We start from the raw sequence: 20,398 nt of genomic DNA, 5'->3' as shown, positions 1-20,398 counted from the left end.
AATGATAAAACCTTATTCCCTAATTGCTGCTTTGCTACTTAGCTCAACGCTCCTAGCCGCCCCTCAGTCGCATGCTAGCCACAGCCATAGCGACAAGCATCCAGCGCCAGCACAGCAAGCTCATCTGCATGGTATTGCGCAATTGACCCTGGCACTGGAAGGCAATGTCCTTGAAATAAGCCTTGAATCACCGGCAATCAATATTGTCGGCTTTGAACACAGGGCTACATCTGAAAAGCATATAAAAGCCGTCGAGAAAGCCACGGCAAGCCTGCAAGCTGCTAAGCTGTTTTTATTCTCCGGCAGCGCTTGTCGTTTAAAACAAGCCCGGGTCGATATGTCTTCAGTTATCGAACAGGGTGGCCAACATAGCCATGGCCATAAAGACCGCGACAGCCATAGCGAGATCAACGCAAACTATAGTTATGAATGCATAAAGGGAGAAGAACTCGAGACAGTCTCGGCCAATCTGATCTCCCTGTTTCCAGCTATCGAAACACTGGAGGTGATGTGGTTGACGGAGAGCCAACAGGGTGCGATAACATTAACCGCACAATCCAATCTTATCCGTATCAGGTGATTTATGACTAAAGTACAAACCATCATTAACCATGCGGAACAAAGCTGCAAAGCCAATGGCAGTAAATTAACGGCTAAGCGCAAGCAGGTACTGTCAGGTTTATTACAATCCGATCGCGCTATGTCTGCTTATGAACTGGTCGATTACTGTAAAGAGACCTACGGTGTATCCCCGCCACCCATGTCGGTTTATCGCATTCTCGACTTTTTACAGCAAGAGCGTTTAGTTCATAAACTGAACCTGGCCAATAAATATATTGCCTGTGCCCATATCACCTGTGGTCACGATCATGGCGTGCCACAATTTTTAATCTGCGGTGACTGCCAACGGGTTGAAGAGATCACCGTTGGCAAGCCAACTATCAACACTCTGAAACGCAAGGTAGAGGAGGCCGGTTTTCAGTTGGCTAGCCCGCAATTGGAAATCAATTGTCTTTGCAATCAATGTAGTGATAAAGCCGCCTAAGACCGCCATTAAACTGAGTTACCATGAAACAATTACAAACTATTGCTGATAAAACGGCTATCAGCCTATCCTTTATTTGCACACTCCACTGCCTGGCAGTGCCCTTTGCCGTGGCGTTATTACCTACCTTCGCAGCCATCAATCTGGAAGACGAAGCCTTTCACCGGTGGATGATTGCCGCTGTTATCCCAACCAGTCTGCTGGCCCTAAGCATGGGCTGTAAAAAACATCGAGACTATAGAGTACTGTTACTGGGCATAGCCGGTTTAAGTCTGTTAATCTTCGCTGCCTTTTTTGGTCACGACTTATTGGGTGAGCGCGGTGAAACAGCCTTTACGGTATTCGGTGCCATTATTATCGCCACCGGTCATCTGTTAAATCATCGACTATGCCAGCACAGCCACTGCGAGTGTCATGCTGAGCGATAACCGCAAGGGCTTGCGATGACTCCCCCCAAAGAAAAATTAATCGCCATCCCTACTAATATTATTACTGGTTTTTTAGGGGTGGGTAAAACCTCGGCTATTTTGCATTTACTGGCATCCAAACCCAGTGATGAACGCTGGGCAGTACTGGTGAATGAATTTGGTGAAATCGGTGTCGATGGCAGTTTGTTTCAAGGCCGGCATAGTGAAGAGCAGCAGGTCTATATTCGCGAAGTCCCCGGCGGCTGTATGTGTTGCGCAGCGGGCCTGCCAATGCAAATTGCCCTTAATCAATTACTGAGCCGCGCCAGACCCCACCGTTTATTAATTGAACCTACCGGCTTGGGTCATCCGAGGGAAGTGATGGGAGTATTAACCGCCGACTATTATCGAGAGGTGCTTGCCATTGAAAAAACCATAACGCTAGTTGATGCCAGAAAACTGGATGATACACGCTATACAGAGCATCAAACCTTTAACCAGCAAATTGCTATTGCGGATACTGTTGTTGGCAATAAACAGGACCTTTATCAAGCAGGACACAAGGCGCAGCTTGAAGGCTATGCTAAAGCCAAGGCCTCACCCGAGGTAGACATTGTTTTTGCCGAACAGGGAAAAATATCGCTGGATTTATTAAAGGGCGCCACGGGTTTATCGGTTCACTCCCATCACCACCATCATCAAGAAAACACCACTGGCAACAACCTGAACGACGAGCCCATACCTGCCTGCGGTTATATCAGGGCGGTCAATCAAGGGGAGGGTTTTCACAGTATTGGCTGGCGCTTTGAGTCAACAAAAGTCTTTGACCACAATAAATTATTTGCTTTTTTAAATGGTATTGTCGCGGAAAGAATGAAAGCGGTATTTATTACTGAGAATGGTATTTATGGCTATAACCTGACCAGTGATGCACTCACCGAAATTGAACTGGACGACTGTATGGAAAGCCGTATTGAAATTATTGCCAGCGAGCTTTGCGGGCAGTGGGAAGAGCAGTTATTAGCCTGTATTAAACAGGCCGACTAACACACTACGGCTCGGCATACTCTTCCACCAGATGCACTTCCATCGCATAGGCCGCTGTTGCCATATCATTTTCTATTAGAGTGGTTTTTAACACACCGGATAGCCAAAACGGATTATACAAAGCCTCAAGCTTAAAGCCCTTGGGATATTTCACATGGATAATCTGGTTGGGTGGCGGTGGCGGCACATGGATACAGGCGCCAAAAAACGGCACAATAAAAAACTCGGTGATCACTTGGTCATCACTAAATTCCAACGGCACAATAAACCCCGGAATGCGGATACCCCGACCATTCATTTCCGGCCTGATATTGGTGGATACCAGGGCCTGCTGGTAGCGGTCATCCTTGGCGGCGGCAATAGAGCTACTAATCTGGCTGCTAATTTGATCTTCGGCTGAACCGTCTTCGATATTCGCCAGATATTCCGGTGGGTTTAACAGGGCATCCAGATCTGCCTGGGGCATTAGATCGGGCCATTGTATGGTTTTAAACTCAGTGGGTGTTGCCGGTTTTTTGGCAGGGGAGTTGGAAGCTTGTAGGGTGGTCGCGGCCAGCACGGATAATACGAAAAGCAAAACTACCGTTTTATAGAAGGATAACGCTTTCAAACTTTACACCAGTTAATTAACTTCGCATCACGGGATGATACTGGGTATCATTCCATGTTGACAAGCCATTACTGACTAAACCGTTTATGACCATTCAATTAAAGGATGTCTGTTACAGCTACCCCGACACGCCGGGGAAGAGGGTGTTGAATATCAATAGCTGGGCCGTTGCTGCTGGCGAGCAGGTTTTTGTCCACGGGCCTTCCGGCGGCGGGAAATCGACACTGCTTAATCTACTAAGCGGTATGTTACAGGCCGATACCGGCGAGGTCTCTGTGCTGGGCCAGCGTCTGGATAAAATAAGCAGCCGGCAACGGGATCGTTTTCGAGCCGACCATATTGGCTATATCTTCCAGCAATTTAATCTTATCCCCTATCTCGATGCGATGGATAATATTGCACTGGCCCACCAGTTTGCCAAAGAAAACCTATCGTCCTCATTAAAGGATGATATCAAGTCCTTATTATCCAGCTTTCATATTGCCCCATCCGATTGGCAAAAACCGGTGGCAAACCTTAGCATCGGCCAACAACAGCGTATCGCCATCGCAAGGGCGATGATCAATAAACCGGAACTGCTGATTGCCGACGAACCTACCTCTTCCCTTGACCAGGACAACCGCGATCATTTTATGTCCGAACTTATGGCCATGGTCGCGGAGCACAACACCACCTTGCTTTTCGTTAGCCATGATATGTCGCTGGCGAAATACTTTAATCGGATTGATGCCCTGGCAGAGATTAATACGGCAGGAGCTGGTCACTGATGTTTTTTCGCTTAGCCGCCAAAAGCTTACTCAATCGAAAGGGCTCGGTGGTGCTGACCATTCTGGCAATGAGTGTCAGTATTTTTGTACTGCTGGGTGTTGAGCATATCCGCACTCAAACTAAAGAGAGTTTTAACAGCACCGTTTCAGGTGTCGACCTGATTGTAGGTGCCAGGACCGGTAGCTTAAACCTATTGCTTTATTCGGTTTTTCGTATTGGCTCACCGACCAATAATATTGATTGGGAGACTTATCAAGCTATCGCCGATAACTCCAGGGTGGCATGGGCAATTCCTGTCTCACTGGGCGATTCCCACAAGGGTTATCGCGTGATGGGCACTTCCACGGATTATTTTAAACACTTTAGCTATGGCAATAAGCGCCAACTGGATTTTACCGAAGGCAAACCTTTTAGTGATTTGTTTGATGTTGTACTCGGCTCAGAAGTCGCCAGAAAGTTAGGCTATTCACTGGGCGATAAAATTGTACTGGCCCACGGCCTTGGTAAAACCAGCTTTAGCCTTCACGATGACCGGCCCTTTAAAATCACCGGTATTTTAGCCACTACCGGCACACCGGTAGACCAGACGGTTCATATTAGTTTACAAGGTATAGAAGCTATTCATATTGATTGGCAGCAGGGCGTAAAAATGCCCGGCAGCACTATCACTACCGACCAACTGGAATCGCTGGCCCTTCAGCCCAAAACCATTACCGCCTTTATGCTGGGCCTAAACTCCAGAATGGCGACATTTCGGGTGCAGCGTAATATTAATAATTATCGCAAAGAGCCGCTGTCGGCCATTCTTCCGGGGGTGGCTTTATCAGAGCTGTGGCAAATGATGGGCCTGATGGAAAATACCCTGCGTCTTATTTCCGGTCTTATTCTAATGGCTGCCTTGCTGGGTTTAAGCGCGATGATGTTAGCCTCGATCAGGGAGCGAGAGCATGAAATACATTTGCTGCGAGTTATTGGCGCATCACCTGTGTTTCTATTTTTAATCATTGAAATGGAAGCGTTGTTGATTAGCTTGTTGAGTATTTTATTGGCCGTTTCAGGCTTGTATTTAAGTTTGGGGCTAAGTAGCGACTTTCTGGCTGCAAACTTTAGCTTGCATATGGGGCGCTCACTATTGTCAGGGAATAAGCTGTTTTTTGTCCTGTTGATAATCGGCGCGACTATTATTGCCGCTGCTCTTCCTTCCTTCTTTGCCTATAAAAATGCGAGGTTAAGCCGTTAGCAACTTTTAAGGTTTTCTGACGGTTTATGCAAAGACAGTCTCTTGACTTATTAAAGCCAAGAGACCGTTTACGGGTTAAAAACTACCGCGAATACCAATCCGGAAATTGCGTCCGGGTCTTGGAGCCAGATCCTTTATAAAAGAGCTATGAACACGGGCTTCTTCGTCCGTTAAATTCTCAGCCTTTACAAATAGTGTTAGCTCAGTGCTGTTAAGCGCAATACGATAATTTATATTGGCATCGACCCAATCATAACCATCGGTTTCCGTTTCCAGTTCCGCCACATCGTCCTGATCGCTATAGCGTGTCCAGCTCAGGCCGGCGGATAGATTGTTGTAAACATAATCTACACTGGCACCAAAGCGCATCGGAGGAATACGTGGCAAGTCACCGCCATCATCCAGCTCGGCGCGAACATAATCAGCAAACAGGCTGGTTTTGAAATTGGAGTTTACTTGCCAGATACCCTGGGCTTCGAAACCGTAAAGAGAGACATCCTCACTCCGGAACACAAATACAGGTAGCTCGTCGGCGTGAGGATCGGGATCTGCTTCAGGTTCTTCGCCATGATCATGACCCACTTCGGCAAATAGTTCAGTATCAAACTCGGCATAGTAATTATCTACCTCGTTATAGAACGCATTAAGAATAATACCCACATCTCCTTCAAACTTACGGAAAGTAATATCGATATTGGTGGACTTTTCCATCTCAGGCTTGCTGCTGCCTGGCTCAAAATGCAGCTCATCATCTTCTTCATGAGCTTCGTATAAAGCACCAATTTCGAAGGTGCCGGTCGCAATATGCGGGCCAAAGGACAGCAGTTCGGCAGCGGAAGGTGCTCGCTCAGAATAGCTTATGGAAACACCCACATTGTAACCAGGCTTGAAATCCCAGACCGCACCGGCTGAAAGACTAAAGGGATTGTAGTCTTCATCAAATGAAAACACTTCATCCTCATGGTCTTCATGACCTGCCTCTTCAATGTGCTCCTCTTCCTCCTCATCGTGATGGTGGAACTCGACCTCGGCAATAGCGATATCATTGCTATTAATATTCACCTGCTCGAAACGTGCACCCAGTTGTAGCAGTACATTGCCAAAGCTACGCTCTTCAACCAGCGCAATGGCAAAAGTTTCTGTCTCGGAAGGTGGCGCAAAGGCCTCTTCCCCTACCGCAGAAAAATCACTGTTTTTGTAATCAAAGACAATGGCACCGCTCCAGCCAGATAGCGCTTGATGCAGCAGTTCAATCTTTACTTCTTCGGTTTCATTGCTAAAGGTGGTGCCAACAGAGCCATTTTCAAATTCGGTATGCTCGTAGTCGGTATAGCCCAGACGCGTGTTTAAGCCATTAAAAAAGGCTCCGTCAAAGCTCAGTTCACTGATTAGCTGATAGCGATCCTGTTTTAGTCCAAGAGTTACCGATTCCTCTTCGCCCTCATGATCATCGCCCTCATGATCATCGCCTTCATGCTCTTCTTCACCGTGGCCATGGCCTGGAATACCATGCTCCCGGTCAAGTTTGCCGTAAGACAGACCGACATAACCATTATCCAGAATATAGCTGGCACCTACAGTAAATCCCTCTGATTCCTCGGCGGTACTATCAACACTGCGCTCGCCATGATCTTCATCAATTTCGGGGGAGGTTGGCACCTCATAATCATTCGATTCACGCCAGAAAGCATCAAAATGCAATGCCACATTGCCAGCGCCGGTATTCAGATTAAAGGAAGCCAGTTCCTGGTCGTTGACCGAATCATGGCTTAGCAGCCACTCGCCCCGGGTTTCTGTATCGACCGGTACACGCTTATCGACAACATTAACGACCCCGCCGATGGCACCGCTGCCATAAAATAAGGTGGCGGGGCCCCTTAATATTTCTACTTGCTCTGCAGTAGACGCCTCGGAGGCAACCGTATGGTCGGGGCCAACGCGGGAGGCATCGCTGACATCCAGGCTATTTTGTGTGATCAATATGCGCGGGCCGCTTAAACCGCGGATAATCGGCGTACTGGCCACATTGCCGTGGAAACTGGTATGTACGCCCACTTCACCGCCCAGGGTATCACCCAGGGTGGCCGCCTGTTTATTGCGCAGCTCATCACCGGCTAGTACGGTAACGGGAATAGCCGACTCAAGATTAGAGGCATGTAGTGGGATGCCGACAACATCCATTTGTTCGATAACGCTTTGGGCTAACTCAATTTGCAGCGGCTTATCGGTCTCGCCGGCACCCAGCTGAAGGCTTTTGTGAACATAACCCGGCGCAATAATATGCAGCTGTGCCGCGCCTTCAGTATCCAGTTTAAAATTACCCTGCTCGTCTGTGGTGGTGGTCAGGGACTGGCCAACCACTTCAATGGATGCGCCACGAATGGCCTTGCCACTGGTATCCGAGATTTGGCCCTCCAGGGCATAGGCTGACGCCGGCAGCAGTGCCATCACTGCTGTTAGTGATATGAATTTCATAGATGCTCCAAATGATCTTAAAAATGCTGGTGACTAAAGAGAACACTCAATTTTTCTACCCGGAAATATCTATATTCGGGCTGTAGACCGATAGATAAGCCACGACTGGGGAGATTTATTGTTTGTCTGAGTATTTTTCCGCGTACTGGTGATATGTTATATCATATCTATTCTTGAGGTAAAGCTTACCGGGTATATAAATGAGATACCCCGGCCAAGTTTGCAAAAGCCAGTCAACGCCAAATGGCAGGCTTTATCAATGCCGGAGTAGGCGGATTTCCCGCCTGCATCCAAATATTAACGGATGGCGTATACTACTTATAAGGCTGGTTATTCAGGCTGGTTGTACCTGAATAGAAACCACTCAATGGAACGCCATTCCCGCGCAGGCGGGAATGACGTTCATTTTCGGGAATGACAATGGATAAGTTAGATATCAGAGTTGCTTTATCTGTGTTTGATAAAGTGATGACAAATGGCGAGCGTAAAGAGGATGCTTTTTTTCTTGACGGCCTCTACGCTACTCCCTCCTTTGATGGTTATACCGTCACCCTTAGTGATGAGAAAGTCACCTTATCGATTCTGTTTCATAATAAATTTAATATGGAATACGATTCAAGAAAATCACTGAATGAATTTATGCTTAAGCTTGATCGAATTGAGCAGGCTTATTGATATGGAGGCGTTATGAGTGACCATAAAGATGCACCTATTGTTATATATGGTGGTAATGGCTTTGTTGGCACGGCTATTTGTCAGTTACTAGCGGAGCAGGGTATTGCTTGTATCAGCGTTTCACGTCGCGGTACAGCTCCTGCTTATCTCAACAGCGCTCAACATCCCTGGTTGGACAAGGTGCGCTGGTTGCAGGGTGATGCCTTGTCGCCGGATATAGAGCTATTGCAAGGCGCGCGGGCGATTATTAGCCTGGTAGGTTCTCCTCCCGTGCCCACCTTTACCCAGGCAGCGTTTGACTACCAGTTGATGATGAATGGCACCAGCCAGGTCAGGGTTATCCATGCGGCCCAAGAGGCAGGGGTTAATCGATTGGTGCTAATGGGGGCGGATATTCCCTCGTTATTGCAGACAGAGTCTTTCGCTTATTACGTTGGCAAACAACAAACCCTGGACGCCGCACAAACCTTTGCAGCTTCATCAGCTAAACGTCAGGCGGCGGTGTTACAGCCGGCGGGTATTTATGGCACCCGACATACCGCCAATGGCATGGCGCTGCCTTTATCATGGTTTATGTCACCACTGTCTGGCTTACAGCGGCGTTTGCCACAGTCGGTGCAGAATAAGTTGCCAGCGGCTTTTATTGATGTAAAAAAAGTGGCGGCAGCGGCGATTGAGTGGGCAACCACCGAGCAGGGTTTTGAGGGAACTGAACAGGGGTTTATCCGGGTGACCAGCGAGCAATTACAAATTGCTTATCTTGCAGAGAAAGAGTGTTCACGATGAGCAGTATTAGTTTAATTGGGATGCCCGGTGCGGGAAAAAGTACCCTTGGTGTTCAGTTGGCCAAAGCCACCGCCAGAGATTTTGTCGATACCGACTTACTAATCCAGTTGCGCGAACACAAGCCCTTGCAGCAAATCATTGATGAAACAGATTACCTGAACCTGCGACGTATTGAAGAAGAGACGCTGTTAGCGGTCAATGATAACAATCATATTATTGCCACCGGTGGCAGTGCGGTCTATAGCGAAGCGGGTATGGCGGCATTAAAAAAACTGGGGCCTGTAGTCTTTTTAGATGTGGCTTTGGATGAGCTAAAACAGCGCATTAATAACTATGAGCAGCGAGGGATAGCCCGTCATCCCGAGCAAAACTTTGCGGATTTATTTGCTGAGCGCAATGCTTTATACCGGCGGCATGCCGATCATGTGATTGATTGTGCAGGGAAAACACAGGATGAGTTAGTGGCCATGATTGTTGAGGCTACTACTGCTGCATAAAGGCTACACGCTCGGCGGGGGAGAACTCTGTTGCGTCGTCGCCAAGGGCTTCTATTTGGCTTAATGGGTGAAGCAAGCCTTGATCACTGGCTAACTGGATCGCTAAGCCGGGCCGCGCATTAAGCTCCAGAATAACGGGGCCAATGGCTCTATCCAGTACAATGTCGCAACCCAAATAACCTAAATTAGTCATTTCATAGCAGCTTGCTGCCAGCTCTAAAATAGCCTGCCACTGCGGGATTTGTAATTCGGAAAAAGCTTTGCCGGTATCGGGGTGTTGTTTCAGTGGACGGTTATGTTGTACCGCAGTAATGCTTTTTCCGGTTAATAAATCCAGTCCCACACCAATAGCTCCTTGATGCAAATTAGCACGGCCATCGGATGAGTGAGTGGAACACCTCAACATAGCCATAACCGGGAAACCTTTGAAAATAATAATGCGGATATCTGGCACGCCTTCATAGGTGTAGCCGGTAAAAGCCGGGTCGTAGTCAATTAAGGCTTCTATCATCACCCGATCGGGCTTGCCACCCAGACTGTAAAGGCCGCTAAGAATATTATTAATATGGCGGCGAATATCTGAGAGTTCTAATTTGCGGCCATTGGACTTTACATAGTAATCGAAGTCCCGACCGGTAATTACTAATATGCCTTTTCCGCCGCTGCCGCGAGTGGGTTTGATCACAAACTTTTCACGTTGGCTGATTAGTTGTTTAAGTTGCCGTAGTTGCCATTGGCTTTCTATCACTCCTAGCAACTCTGGTACAGCGATACCTTTTTTCTGTGCTGCCTGCTTGGTATTAAGTTTGTCATCTACCAGTGGGTAGAGATGGCGGCAATTGTGGCGGGCAATATAATGAATATTGCGGCTATTCATGCCAAGCACACCTCTTTGCAATAATTGTTTCGGGCTAATAAACCAGCTCATTGCATTCTCATGTGACAAAAGCGCAACAACTCAGATAAACGAAAGCCGGTGTAATGCCCAAGAATAATAATCAAACCGAGCAGCACCAGTAATGATTCAGGAAAGTTAAACATCCAGTGTTCAATATAGTGATTGGTCATTACCAGATAGCATAAAATAGCGACTAACAGGCTACCGCTGGTTTGTACCAGTACTTCTATAGGCCCATCGTCTTCCCATAAGATCGACATATGCTCAATGGTCCAGGCAATAATAATCATCGGGAAAAAGGTAATGGTCAGGGCTTGCTCTACGCCTAGTTTATAACTGACGATGCTTATCATCGACATCATAGCCACAACAATGACCACCACGGCGGCAATCCGTGAGACCAATAATAAATCCAGCCGGCTTAAATAAGATCTAACCCATAAACCCACCGCTAGAATTAACAGAAAAATAGCCACACCATTGATTAAACTGGTTTGCACAAAAGCGATAGCTAATAGCACCGGCATAAAGGTGCCCGCTGTGCGGATGCCGATAACCAAACGCATAAAAATAACAACCAGGGCGCCGACAGGGACCAACAAAATAAATTTAAAAATACTTTGCTGCTCTATTGGCAGGCTGTAAATCGAGTAATCGAGAAGGGCAACTTGTTCGCTACCCATCTCTTTTAGGGCGACATCCCTGGCGGGTACATTATTAGTCAGGATGGAGAACCTAACGCGGGAGCGACTGCCTCCCTCTACATCCAGCAATGATTTATCGCCACGCTGCCAAATCAGAAAGTTTTTCGGCAATCCGCGGGCTGCGGTTTTTGGGTCAAAAACCAGCCATTGCTCACCATCAAAAATTTCTAACAATACAACCGGGGTCAGTCTACTGCGGTCATCTTCCAGATAAATACCACGAATAATATGGGCTGGAATATCTGCAGTGGCCAGCAGGTCGAGTGATAGCTGGGTGGTTGTTTGGTTGCTGAGGCTATTACGAATTAACAGATTTTCTTTGTTGTTGGGATCATTGACAGCTTTTAATAACTGTCCGACAAAGCTTTCGTTGTCTGAGGATTTTTGCCAGCTTTCAGCAATAATATTAGCGGCGGCCTCGCGCAGTGAGGCCCGTCGGGTGCCAGACCAGTCTGGTCGTTCTATCGTCGTGGAGAGCTCTAACGGTTCCAGAGTGCTGTTGTCTTCGGTTTGATAGACATCGAGTTTATAGTAGAGAGTTTGCTTGCCGTTGGCACGGCGCTTGGTCCAGGTAGCTCGACCATGGCCGTCAGTATTTTCTACGGTAAAGCCGTAACCAGAGGAACTGAATATTTCATCAAGAATTTCCATATTGGCCTGGCTTTTGGGGAGGGCCATAGAAGCTTTGACCGCATCACCCCTGGCAGTAAATTCCACCTTGGCCTCAATCGTCCATACAGTTTGGTATTCACCGGGGGTAATCGGCAGACTAAGCACCTGGCTTTTATAGGCTACTAGCCCAGCCCCCAGCAGAATAAAAAACAAACCTAAACAATAAACCTGGGCTCTGGGGGACATAATAAGCCTTAGCGCTGACGGGAGGGAATGGTGAACTTGGTACTGACATCGACCATAGCTCGGTCACGTAAAAAATTCCTGCCTACTAAAAGCGGGTAAAGGTATGCGCTGCGGTCTGCTAATGAGGCATCTGTTGGCTCTTCTATAGCGCCAAGCTTTAAACTGATTTCAACAATGGGCCGACGTTGAGATTCACCAGAATGCTGTTTGATATTAACATAGCGCTTCACCGGTTTTTCCAGGGTAACCACTTTACCCGCAACCTCTGTAGGTACCGAAAACCGAACCCATGAGGCACCATCTCTTTCAAAAAACACCAATGCCTGTGCATTGAGTGATGTTAAGCCGGCACCCGTATCGATTCTTGCTTTTAAGCGGGTATTGCCGGGTAGCAGGGTGACATTCTCCACTCGGCCAATCACTAATAAATCATTGATAATTTTCGCTTTGGAGGCTCCCGCTGTTGGCGTTCTCGAGGCGGTAGCCGCAGCGGGGCAAACAGGTGTTTTTGCAATGGTCTCATCGGGTTGCCGAACGACCAGGTCTGCACACTCACAACGGGTGTCAGCTATAACAGTTTCAGTATGCGGTGTTATCAAGGATTGGCAAGCGGCCAGGATCAATAAGGTGCAGATCAAGCCGATGCGTTTTATGGATGCAGTCACGGTCAAAACAATACCCGGATAGTATGTAAAGCAATAATAACGGATAACCATCGGTGAGCAATAGGTGCTGGTTCAAAATATCTATGTTTGCCGAAGTATTTATAGTGTGTGTTTATAGTATGTACTTATAGTATGGTTATGGTCTTCAATGACCCTCTGGCCCGATAATTTTGGAGTAAAGGCTTGGCAGAACTATTAACCTTAGAAGATAGCGAGGTTCATATTTGGTGTACAGATATTAGCCAGGTAAGCTCGGCCTTATTGCCATCCTATCTCGAGTTGATGTCGGATCAGGAAATAGAGCGCAATGGACGCTATCGATTTGAGCATCTGCGCGCCGCTGACAAAATTACCCGGGCCCTGGCCAGAACGGTACTATCGCGCTACGCCGATATTGACCCTGCCGATTGGTCATTTACCCAAGGTGAGCATGGTAAGCCTGAAGTGAGTAACCCGGGTATCAAGCTACGTTTTAATCTTAGCCATACTTCTCATATGGTTGCCTGTGTTGTAACACGGTGTCACGACATAGGTCTGGATATTGAGAATATCGAACGTGACAATGATGTGTTGGCGATTGCTGATCGCTATTTCTCCAAGCCGGAATTAAATCAGTTATTTTCTTTGCCTGCTGACCAACAGCAAGATCGTTTTTTTGATTACTGGACTTTAAAAGAAGCTTATATGAAAGCTGATGGTCGCGGTATTAGTCTGGGTTTAGGTAATTTCAGTTTTGAGATTGCTGATACTATTTCAATTAGTTTTTCAGAAAAAATACCACAAGATGCCGCTGCCTGGCGCTTTCAATTATTTCACCCTAACGATACTCATCGTATGGCAGTAGCTATTCGTACGGGGGCAGATAACCAGCAGGAACTGGTAGTGCGCCACTTCGAAATCATTCCCTTGCAGTTGCCATAAAAATTACATAGAACTATCACCGGCTTGTAACTTTCATTTTTTGTGGTGGCCCCTCTGGTAATGGTGATGATGGTATTCAGCTAACCGAACTGGGTACGGGTTTGATTACAGCCAGGTTACGACGTGTTAGTGCTATTGATAATGCCAAGTACGGAATAATAGGGGTTTTAATGAAAAAGTTGTTTTTCACCAGATTGGCCAGTATAGCGGTACTAACTACAGGGTTTGCAGCCCACGCCGCCAATGAGTTGGCCATTCAGACTAATCTATCGCAGGAAGATAATCGCAGCTATTCCATTATTGTTGACGGTAAAACTGAATCAGTACCGGCCAGTGGTGTTGTAACGTTTGATCTTGTTACCGGTGAATATGAGGTTCAGTTGCTAGCTGACGGTGCGCCATTGCATCAGTTTTATAGTGGCAAAAAAACTATGTCATTCCCGCGCAGGCGGGAATCCAGACTGCATGTTTATGCTGTTATTTCCGCCATGGCGGAAATCTACAGCACTGGATTCCCGCCTTCGCGGGAATGACGATAGTCATTTTCGTCGAAGCCTGCCCTCGAGTGGATTTGTCGGGGGCGGGAATGACGGGATTGGCTAGCTTGAAATTGGCAGGCAAAAAAATACCCGGTAAAGACCGGGTATTTTTTTATCGGTAAAACGCTTTTAAATAAAGGCACCCACTAACTGCCAACTGGTTTTCCCATCATGGGTTTTACTATAGTGGTACTGCACCACAGAACCTTCAGAAAGATTCTCAATCAAGGACCCTTTAGGCTGCTTAAATTCCAGGGTGCCATCAATAATGCAACGGGACTCTGGCTTATAGAGCTGTGCCTTATAGAAATCAATACGAACCACATTGCTGCCATTGCTGGCTTTATCGGCGACAACTTTTCCTTCCAGTAAACAATCCTGGAAAATAGTATCGGGTTCTGCTGCCTGCGCGACGGTGGCTAACACCAGTGTGGAAAAAAGGCTGGCAACTGTCAGCGAATGGATGACAGGGAATTTTTTCAAAGGTGGAAATGGAATACGTTTTTTCATACAGGACGCCCTAATGATTTAATACTTAAAATTGAATGGAATACCCAGGCGTTAGAATTGTTATTTTTTTCCGGAATACTGAATACCCACTGGATAATAGTAGGTGAGAGCCCCAGAGATACCCAGCAGCTCTCAGTTAATCATTTGTGAATTTTTTATGACAGTCTGCCTAGGGTAAATACTCTTCCCAATCAAATGCTTAGAAGCCCAAACCACATTTTCCGTTGGGGTCTATACCACTAAACCAGATTATTCAGTGAGTATTCACTAAAGCCTTGGTAGGATAAAGGTAATAGTGGAAACAAGCGGAGTTCAATGATGGAAACGTACGAGACATTATTAGCCACTTTGGCACTGACTATGGGAGCTTCCTGGGCCAGTGGTATTAACCTCTATGCGGCATTACTTGTGCTGGGTATTGGTGGTGCCACAGGTAATATTGACCTGCCCGCCGAGTTACAAATTCTGCAAGACCCTATGGTCGTAGGTGCGGCTGGTATTATGTATGCGGTGGAGTTCTTTGCCGATAAAACCCCCGGTGTTGATACCGGCTGGGACACCATTCATACCTTTATTCGTATTCCCGCCGGGGCACTATTGGCGGCTGGCGCTGTCGGCGAGGTTTCTCCGGCGATGGAAATAGCCGCCGGTATTATGGGAGGCTCTTTAGCAGCCACTTCCCATTTCACTAAAGCCGGTACTCGTCTATTAATTAATACGTCACCCGAACCTGTCAGTAATTGGGCGGCGTCTTTCTCAGAAGATATTTTGGTGATTGGTGGATTGTGGGCGGCTTTAAATCACCCCGTTCTATTTTTAATTTTATTGCTTGTTTTTATTGCTGTGGTGATTTGGCTAATGCCGAAAGTTTGGGGTTTATTAAAAGCTGTCGTGAATAAAGTTGGTATGTTTCTGGGCCTGATTGAGAAACCGGTAAAGCCTGCGCCAACGCCAGACGATACTTTTTCCGGCAAAGCTCTGGGGGCTGGTTTGGCACAGGGTGATGGAGAAAGAAAAGGCTAGTCATTCCCGTACGATCGTCATTCCCGCGAAGGCGGGAACCCAGACTGCATGCTGTTATTTCCGCCAATGCGGAAATAACCAGTGCTGGATTCCCGCCTTCGCGGGAATGACGGTTATGTGGGAATGACAGGAGTCTTATGCCTGTTAATTCCTTCAGCAATCTCTTCAGGCCATTTCAGCCGCTTAACCTCTTCAAACAAAACCTCAGCCATAGGATACTGCCGCCGCAAATATCCCAGCCATTGTTTTACTCGGTTGCCGACATACTTAGGTTCATACTCCTCTTCCGTTACCACACAAAACTGCGCTAACAGCTCAACAATATCTGGCCACTGCATCACCGTAGTGTTTTGCTGCAACTGTTCTGCATTAATCTGCCGCGCTAAATCCGGGCAAGCCAAAATACCGCGCCCCAGCATAATATCGGCGCAACTACTTTCCTTAATGCACTGGTGATAATCCTTAACCGACCAAATTTCACCGTTGGCGATAATGGGAATAGGGCTATTGGCATTAATATCGGCAATCGCATCCCAATAAGCTGGAGGTTTATAACCGTCTTCTTTAGTGCGCGCATGAATCGTTAGCTCACTGGCATTGGCGGCAAAAACTGCCTGGCTAACATCGCCCAATAAACTTCGGTCTTCAAATCCCAGCCGGATTTTCGCAGTTACAGGAATTTCATCGGGCACTGCTTTTCTAACCGCATCAATAATCTTATAGACCCGGTCTGGTTCTTTCAGTAGTACCGAGCCCCCGTCACTGCGATTAACTTGCTTGGCGGGACAGCCGAAGTTGATATCAATACCGGGTGCACCTAATGCCGCTGCTCGTTCTGCATTGATAGCCATAGGCTCAGGCTGGCCACCTAACAGTTGTATATAAACCGGCACACCGCTTGGGGTTAGGCCATCATTATGTAGCTCTGGGCAGTAACGATAAAAAGTACGCGTGGGGAGGCGGGCGGTGGTAACCCGAACAAATTCGGTGACGCAGCGGTCAATGCCACCGACTGCTGTCAACATGGTGCGCATGGTGTGATCAACGACGCCTTCCATGGGGGCTAACATAATTCGCATAGCTGAGACTTTTAAGTTTTAGACCCTCTAATCAGGGCGGCCGCAGGATTATACGTATCTGCGAGCTTTTAGCGAAGGCTTGTGTGTGAGGCGGCATAATCATAATGTTTCTTATTGCCTAAAGGCAGGATACCCTGTAAATTAATCGTCCATTTTGGCCACATTTACCGGTAGTTGTGGCCTTTATTACTTATTAAAAACGGATTAAAGACAGAGACAGGGGTGGGCAATGGAGGACAACTTAATGCAGCAAGGCATTGAGCTAATGCTTTATGGTATGGGCACGGTATTTACCTTTTTAGTACTGTTGATTGCTACCACTACTTTAATGTCTGCTTTGTTGCAGCGCTTCGCCAAACCAGAGCCAACGGCACCAGCAGGCAAGCCCGCTGCCGTGGCCAACGATGACCAGCTAGTGGCCATAATCAGTGCCGCTATCCATAAGTATCGTTCTCGCAATAAGTAAACGTTGTATTGCGCATCAAGCATCAAACATCAATCCCAAGTACTAATTTCCACACTAAAGGTTTATGGCCATGAGTGACATCAAAAAGCCCCTGGGTATTACCGACGTTGTCCTTCGCGACGCGCATCAATCCCTGTTTGCAACCCGTCTGCGTTTGGACGATATGCTACCCATTGCTGAAAAGCTGGACCAGGTCGGTTTCTGGTCGCTGGAATCCTGGGGTGGCGCCACCTTTGATGCCTGTATTCGCTATTTGGGTGAAGACCCCTGGGAGCGTATTCGCGAACTAAAGAAGGCGATGCCCAATACGCCGCAGCAGATGTTATTCCGCGGCCAGAATATTTTGGGTTACCGTCACTATGCCGACGATGTTGTAGAGCGCTTTGTAGAGCGTGCAGCGGTAAACGGTGTTGATGTATTTCGGGTCTTTGATGCGATGAATGACCCGCGCAATCTTGAGACGGCGATTAAGGCGGTGCGTAAAGTGGGCAAGCATGCCCAGGGTACTATCTCCTATACCCTGAGCCCTGTTCACGATATAGATCTATGGGTGAATTTAGCCAAACAGATTGAGTCCATGGGTGCCGACTCGATTGCCATTAAAGATATGGCGGGTTTGTTAAAGCCCTATGTGGCCTATGAATTGGTTGGTCGCCTGAAAAAAGAACTGGATATCCCTATTCATATGCAGTGCCATGCCACTACAGGCTTATCCACAGCCACGGCATTAAAAGCGATTGAAGCGGGTATTGATAATGTCGATACCTCTATTTCTTCCATGAGTATGACCTATGGTCACTCGCCCACCGAATCCGTAGTGGCCATGCTGGAGGGTACTGATCGCGATACGGGTTTGGATATTACCCTGCTGGAAGAAATTGCCGCTTACTTTCGTGAAGTGCGAAAGAAATACGCCAAATTTGAAGGGTCTTTAAAGGGGGTAGACTCCCGTATTCTGGTGGCACAGGTGCCCGGTGGCATGCTGACCAATATGGAAAGCCAGCTAAAAGACCAGGGCGCTGCCGATAAGTTAGATGATGTACTGGCTGAAATTCCTAAAGTCCGTAAAGACCTGGGTTATATCGCACTGGTAACGCCAACGTCGCAAATTGTTGGTACCCAGGCCGTGATGAATGTGATGTTTGGCGAGCGTTATAAGTCTATCTCCAAAGAAACAGCAGGTGTATTAAAGGGCGAATATGGTTCAACACCAGCGCCAGTGAATGCTGAACTACAAGCCCGTGTATTAGACGGTGCAGAGGCTATTACTTGTCGCCCTGCGGATTTAATTGAAGCGGAAGTTGATAAGCTGACCGGTGATCTGCAGGGTATCGCTAAAGAGAAGGGCATTAAGCTGGCCGCTGGCGGGAATGAAATCGACGACGTGCTGACCTACGCCTTATTCCCTGAAATTGGCCTGAAATTTTTACAAAACCGCGGCAATCCAGATGCCTTTGAACCCGTGCCTACCGGTGAAGAAGTGGCTCCAGCTGCGGCGGCTGCCGCTGCTACTCCGGGTGATGCAGAAGTGTATACCGTTGCAGTGGGTGGCCAGAGTTATGTGGTTCAGGTCGCTGAAGGTGGTGATATTTCTAATATTGCCGCCGCTGCCGCTCCAGCTGTTGCTGTACCCGCTGCGCCTGCCGGTGCTGGCGACCCCGTTGTTGCTCCGTTGGCCGGTAATATCTTTAAGGTCAATGTCGCCGTTGGCGAACATGTGCAACAAGGTGATGTGATTATTATTCTGGAAGCCATGAAAATGGAAACCGAAGTCCGTGCGGCCACTTCAGGTGCCGTGGTTAGTGTTAGTGTCAAAGAGGGTGATTCAGTCGCCGTTGGCGACGTGTTGTTAAGCATCGCGTAATTGGGATTATCAACCTATGGAAAAGTTATTATCCCTTTGGTACGACTCGGGCATCTATCAAATAGCTCCCGGCCAGTTTGTGATGATTCTGGTGGGCTTGCTGCTGTTATATCTCGCGATCAAGCGTGGCTTTGAACCTTTATTACTAGTACCTATTGGCTTTGGTGGTATCCTGGCCAACATCCCCGGTGCTGGCCTGGCCTTTTCCGGTGTCGAGAATGCACTGTATTCTGCTAACCCTGAGGTGTTGCAAGCCATGGCAACGGCTTTGCAGTTGGCCAGCTGGGAAACCGGTAAAGATATCTTCAACGCCTATGAAGCCTCCAGTGCCAGTATGCATGTGTTAGCCGTGCAAACCGCTGCCGATTTGGGCTTTAGCAATGGCATGCTCTACAACTTCTATACCGTGGCGATTGCCAGCGGTGTTGCCCCGTTGATTATCTTTATGGGGGTGGGTTCAATGACAGACTTTGGTCCATTGCTCGCCAACCCTAAAACCTTGCTGCTAGGTGCTGCAGCGCAATTTGGCATCTTCGCTACCGTACTGGGTGCGGTGGGTTTAACGGCCCTTGGCCTGATGGATTTCTCCCTCGCTGATGCTGCGGCTATCGGTATTATCGGTGGTGCTGATGGTCCAACGGCTATCTATGTGGCCAGCTTGTTGGCCCCTGATCTGCTGGGTGCCATTGCGGTGGCGGCCTATTCCTATATGGCGCTGGTGCCCATGATCCAGCCACCCATTATGAAGGCGTTGACTACCGAAGAAGAACGCAAGATTGAAATGGTGCAATTAAGGCCTATTTCCAAGGCTGAAAAGATTTGCTTTCCCTTGGTTCTGCTGATTCTGGTGGCCCTGGTATTACCTTCTGCAGCGCCATTATTGGGAATGTTTTGTCTGGGTAACCTGATGCGTGAATGTGGTGTGGTAGACCGCCTAAGTGATACCACCCAGAATGCACTGATCAATATCACCACTATCTTCCTGGGTCTGTCGGTGGGCTCTAAATTGAGTTCAGATAAATTCCTGGACTTTAATACCCTGGGTATTTTGCTGCTAGGTATGGTGGCCTTTGGTATTGGTACGGCCTGTGGCGTATTGATGGCAAAATTGATGAACCGTTTTTCCAGTACGCCTATCAATCCTTTGATTGGCTCTGCCGGTGTTTCTGCGGTGCCAATGGCCGCACGGGTATCCAACAAAGTAGGGTTGGACGCCAATCCGCAAAACTTCCTGCTGATGCATGCTATGGGGCCCAATGTGGCTGGGGTTATTGGCTCTGCGGTTGCTGCGGGTGTGATGATTAGTTTGGTGGGTGGCTAA

22 protein-coding genes are annotated in these 20,398 nt (G+C 47.7%); 15 read left to right on the top strand and 7 right to left on the bottom strand.

Translation table 11 applies throughout. The annotated features are described in order from the left end of the window. The first annotated feature begins 1 nt into the window (after position 1). The 4 genes from P8H32_RS10775 to P8H32_RS10760 are packed head-to-tail and all read left to right on the top strand — an operon-like array spanning position 2 to position 2,499. Complete coding sequence (locus P8H32_RS10775) at positions 2 to 580, top strand: DUF2796 domain-containing protein (protein ID WP_301089368.1); 579 nt, start codon at positions 2 to 4, stop codon at positions 578 to 580. Between the two features lie 3 nt (positions 581 to 583). Further along, entirely contained in the window at positions 584 to 1,045 is a 462-nt protein-coding gene (locus P8H32_RS10770; protein WP_297293134.1) for a Fur family transcriptional regulator, read from the top strand. A gap of 23 nt (positions 1,046 to 1,068) precedes the next feature. After that, the gene (locus P8H32_RS10765; protein WP_301089367.1) at positions 1,069 to 1,473 is read left to right on the top strand and encodes a MerC domain-containing protein; all 405 of its coding nucleotides are present in this window, start codon (positions 1,069 to 1,071) and stop codon (positions 1,471 to 1,473) included. A 15-nt stretch (positions 1,474 to 1,488) separates the two neighbouring features. Beyond that, on the top strand, positions 1,489 to 2,499 hold the full coding sequence (locus P8H32_RS10760) for a GTP-binding protein (protein ID WP_297293136.1): 1,011 nt from the start codon (positions 1,489 to 1,491) through the stop codon (positions 2,497 to 2,499). A 4-nt stretch (positions 2,500 to 2,503) separates the two neighbouring features. On the opposite strand, the gene P8H32_RS10755 is transcribed toward P8H32_RS10760, so the two are convergent. Further along, positions 2,504 to 3,109: a DUF3299 domain-containing protein gene (locus tag P8H32_RS10755; RefSeq protein WP_297293137.1), complete on the bottom strand. Its 606-nt coding sequence runs from the start codon at positions 3,107 to 3,109 to the stop codon at positions 2,504 to 2,506. 86 nt (positions 3,110 to 3,195) lie between these two features. On the opposite strand from P8H32_RS10755, the gene P8H32_RS10750 reads away from it, so the two are divergent. Together P8H32_RS10750 and P8H32_RS10745 are read left to right on the top strand one after the other, a co-directional pair. Continuing rightward, on the top strand, positions 3,196 to 3,876 hold the full coding sequence (locus P8H32_RS10750) for an ABC transporter ATP-binding protein (protein ID WP_297293138.1): 681 nt from the start codon (positions 3,196 to 3,198) through the stop codon (positions 3,874 to 3,876). Further along, the gene (locus P8H32_RS10745) at positions 3,876 to 5,117 is read left to right on the top strand and encodes an ABC transporter permease (RefSeq protein ID WP_297293139.1); all 1,242 of its coding nucleotides are present in this window, start codon (positions 3,876 to 3,878) and stop codon (positions 5,115 to 5,117) included. The genes P8H32_RS10750 and P8H32_RS10745 overlap by 1 nt, the downstream gene beginning before the upstream one ends. Before the next feature lie 75 nt (positions 5,118 to 5,192). On the opposite strand, the gene P8H32_RS10740 is transcribed toward P8H32_RS10745, so the two are convergent. Further along, the gene (locus P8H32_RS10740) at positions 5,193 to 7,592 is read right to left on the bottom strand and encodes a TonB-dependent receptor (protein ID WP_301089366.1); all 2,400 of its coding nucleotides are present in this window, start codon (positions 7,590 to 7,592) and stop codon (positions 5,193 to 5,195) included. A gap of 420 nt (positions 7,593 to 8,012) precedes the next feature. Here P8H32_RS10740 and P8H32_RS10735 point away from each other — a divergent pair, with 420 nt between their 5' ends. From P8H32_RS10735 to P8H32_RS10725, 3 genes are read left to right on the top strand one after another with little or no spacing between them, the layout of a single operon-like run. Beyond that, positions 8,013 to 8,267: a DUF3081 family protein gene (locus tag P8H32_RS10735; RefSeq protein WP_297293141.1), complete on the top strand. Its 255-nt coding sequence runs from the start codon at positions 8,013 to 8,015 to the stop codon at positions 8,265 to 8,267. A gap of 12 nt (positions 8,268 to 8,279) precedes the next feature. Then, the gene (locus P8H32_RS10730; protein WP_297293142.1) at positions 8,280 to 9,053 is read left to right on the top strand and encodes an SDR family oxidoreductase; all 774 of its coding nucleotides are present in this window, start codon (positions 8,280 to 8,282) and stop codon (positions 9,051 to 9,053) included. Beyond that, on the top strand, positions 9,050 to 9,550 hold the full coding sequence (locus tag P8H32_RS10725) for a shikimate kinase (protein WP_297293143.1): 501 nt from the start codon (positions 9,050 to 9,052) through the stop codon (positions 9,548 to 9,550). Before P8H32_RS10730 ends, P8H32_RS10725 begins: the two co-directional genes overlap by 4 nt. On the opposite strand, the gene P8H32_RS10720 is transcribed toward P8H32_RS10725, so the two are convergent. Genes P8H32_RS10720 through P8H32_RS10710 form a run of 3 tightly spaced genes read right to left on the bottom strand, consistent with a single transcriptional unit; the run spans position 9,537 to position 12,675 of the window. Beyond that, complete coding sequence (locus P8H32_RS10720; RefSeq protein ID WP_301089365.1) at positions 9,537 to 10,478, bottom strand: alpha-L-glutamate ligase-like protein; 942 nt, start codon at positions 10,476 to 10,478, stop codon at positions 9,537 to 9,539. The genes P8H32_RS10725 and P8H32_RS10720 overlap by 14 nt on opposite strands. After that, positions 10,475 to 12,010, bottom strand: coding sequence for an inactive transglutaminase family protein (locus tag P8H32_RS10715; protein ID WP_297292027.1), 1,536 nt, complete (start codon positions 12,008 to 12,010; stop codon positions 10,475 to 10,477). The genes P8H32_RS10720 and P8H32_RS10715 overlap by 4 nt, the downstream gene beginning before the upstream one ends. Positions 12,011 to 12,018: 8 nt before the next feature. Further along, positions 12,019 to 12,675 (bottom strand): RimK/LysX family protein, encoded by a 657-nt coding sequence (locus P8H32_RS10710; RefSeq protein ID WP_297292028.1) that lies wholly within the window; start codon positions 12,673 to 12,675, stop codon positions 12,019 to 12,021. A 183-nt stretch (positions 12,676 to 12,858) separates the two neighbouring features. Here P8H32_RS10710 and P8H32_RS10705 point away from each other — a divergent pair, with 183 nt between their 5' ends. Further along, entirely contained in the window at positions 12,859 to 13,596 is a 738-nt protein-coding gene (locus P8H32_RS10705) for a 4'-phosphopantetheinyl transferase superfamily protein (RefSeq protein ID WP_301089364.1), read from the top strand. Between the two features lie 170 nt (positions 13,597 to 13,766). After that, positions 13,767 to 14,129, top strand: coding sequence for a hypothetical protein (locus P8H32_RS10700; RefSeq protein ID WP_301089363.1), 363 nt, complete (start codon positions 13,767 to 13,769; stop codon positions 14,127 to 14,129). A gap of 135 nt (positions 14,130 to 14,264) precedes the next feature. On the opposite strand, the gene P8H32_RS10695 is transcribed toward P8H32_RS10700, so the two are convergent. After that, positions 14,265 to 14,645: a hypothetical protein gene (locus P8H32_RS10695; protein WP_301089362.1), complete on the bottom strand. Its 381-nt coding sequence runs from the start codon at positions 14,643 to 14,645 to the stop codon at positions 14,265 to 14,267. 315 nt (positions 14,646 to 14,960) lie between these two features. Here P8H32_RS10695 and P8H32_RS10690 point away from each other — a divergent pair, with 315 nt between their 5' ends. After that, positions 14,961 to 15,668, top strand: a complete 708-nt coding sequence (locus tag P8H32_RS10690; RefSeq protein ID WP_297293024.1) for a DUF4126 domain-containing protein — start codon at positions 14,961 to 14,963, stop codon at positions 15,666 to 15,668. A gap of 113 nt (positions 15,669 to 15,781) precedes the next feature. Here P8H32_RS10690 and P8H32_RS10685 read toward each other — a convergent pair whose 3' ends face one another. Further along, a complete protein-coding gene (locus P8H32_RS10685) occupies positions 15,782 to 16,738 on the bottom strand; it encodes a tRNA-dihydrouridine synthase (protein ID WP_301089361.1) in 957 nt (318 codons plus the stop codon). Between the two features lie 238 nt (positions 16,739 to 16,976). Between P8H32_RS10685 and P8H32_RS10680 the strand changes: the two genes are divergently transcribed. The 3 genes from P8H32_RS10680 (at position 16,977) to P8H32_RS10670 (ending at position 20,398) form a co-directional block, all read left to right on the top strand. Further along, the gene (locus P8H32_RS10680; protein WP_301089360.1) at positions 16,977 to 17,213 is read left to right on the top strand and encodes an OadG family protein; all 237 of its coding nucleotides are present in this window, start codon (positions 16,977 to 16,979) and stop codon (positions 17,211 to 17,213) included. 70 nt (positions 17,214 to 17,283) lie between these two features. Beyond that, a complete protein-coding gene (gene oadA / locus P8H32_RS10675; protein ID WP_301089359.1) occupies positions 17,284 to 19,077 on the top strand; it encodes a sodium-extruding oxaloacetate decarboxylase subunit alpha in 1,794 nt (597 codons plus the stop codon). A gap of 16 nt (positions 19,078 to 19,093) precedes the next feature. Next, positions 19,094 to 20,398: a sodium ion-translocating decarboxylase subunit beta gene (locus tag P8H32_RS10670; protein WP_297290783.1), complete on the top strand. Its 1,305-nt coding sequence runs from the start codon at positions 19,094 to 19,096 to the stop codon at positions 20,396 to 20,398.

Source organism: Oceanicoccus sp., from assembly GCF_029238675.1.
Lineage (GTDB): Bacteria > Pseudomonadota > Gammaproteobacteria > Pseudomonadales > Dasaniaceae > Oceanicoccus.
The sequence above is the reverse complement of the archived record's forward strand: the minus strand, read 5'-3'. Positions and strand labels throughout refer to the sequence as shown.

Excerpts from the sequence above, each read along its gene's own strand:
- P8H32_RS10775 (WP_301089368.1), top strand. The coding sequence starts at position 2 with ATGATAAAACCTTATTCCCTAATTGCTGCTTTGCTACTTAGCTCAACG.
- P8H32_RS10770 (WP_297293134.1), top strand. The coding sequence starts at position 584 with ATGACTAAAGTACAAACCATCATTAACCATGCGGAACAAAGCTGCAAA.
- P8H32_RS10765 (WP_301089367.1), top strand. The coding sequence starts at position 1,069 with ATGAAACAATTACAAACTATTGCTGATAAAACGGCTATCAGCCTATCC.
- P8H32_RS10760 (WP_297293136.1), top strand. The coding sequence starts at position 1,489 with ATGACTCCCCCCAAAGAAAAATTAATCGCCATCCCTACTAATATTATT.
- P8H32_RS10750 (WP_297293138.1), top strand. The coding sequence starts at position 3,196 with ATGACCATTCAATTAAAGGATGTCTGTTACAGCTACCCCGACACGCCG.
- P8H32_RS10745 (WP_297293139.1), top strand. The coding sequence starts at position 3,876 with ATGTTTTTTCGCTTAGCCGCCAAAAGCTTACTCAATCGAAAGGGCTCG.
- P8H32_RS10740 (WP_301089366.1), bottom strand. The coding sequence starts at position 7,592 with ATGAAATTCATATCACTAACAGCAGTGATGGCACTGCTGCCGGCGTCA.
- P8H32_RS10735 (WP_297293141.1), top strand. The coding sequence starts at position 8,013 with ATGGATAAGTTAGATATCAGAGTTGCTTTATCTGTGTTTGATAAAGTG.
- P8H32_RS10730 (WP_297293142.1), top strand. The coding sequence starts at position 8,280 with ATGAGTGACCATAAAGATGCACCTATTGTTATATATGGTGGTAATGGC.
- P8H32_RS10725 (WP_297293143.1), top strand. The coding sequence starts at position 9,050 with ATGAGCAGTATTAGTTTAATTGGGATGCCCGGTGCGGGAAAAAGTACC.
- P8H32_RS10720 (WP_301089365.1), bottom strand. The coding sequence starts at position 10,478 with ATGAGCTGGTTTATTAGCCCGAAACAATTATTGCAAAGAGGTGTGCTT.
- P8H32_RS10715 (WP_297292027.1), bottom strand. The coding sequence starts at position 12,010 with ATGTCCCCCAGAGCCCAGGTTTATTGTTTAGGTTTGTTTTTTATTCTG.
- P8H32_RS10700 (WP_301089363.1), top strand. The coding sequence starts at position 13,767 with ATGAAAAAGTTGTTTTTCACCAGATTGGCCAGTATAGCGGTACTAACT.
- P8H32_RS10695 (WP_301089362.1), bottom strand. The coding sequence starts at position 14,645 with ATGAAAAAACGTATTCCATTTCCACCTTTGAAAAAATTCCCTGTCATC.
- P8H32_RS10690 (WP_297293024.1), top strand. The coding sequence starts at position 14,961 with ATGATGGAAACGTACGAGACATTATTAGCCACTTTGGCACTGACTATG.
- P8H32_RS10685 (WP_301089361.1), bottom strand. The coding sequence starts at position 16,738 with ATGTTAGCCCCCATGGAAGGCGTCGTTGATCACACCATGCGCACCATG.
- P8H32_RS10680 (WP_301089360.1), top strand. The coding sequence starts at position 16,977 with ATGGAGGACAACTTAATGCAGCAAGGCATTGAGCTAATGCTTTATGGT.
- oadA (WP_301089359.1), top strand. The coding sequence starts at position 17,284 with ATGAGTGACATCAAAAAGCCCCTGGGTATTACCGACGTTGTCCTTCGC.
- P8H32_RS10670 (WP_297290783.1), top strand. The coding sequence starts at position 19,094 with ATGGAAAAGTTATTATCCCTTTGGTACGACTCGGGCATCTATCAAATA.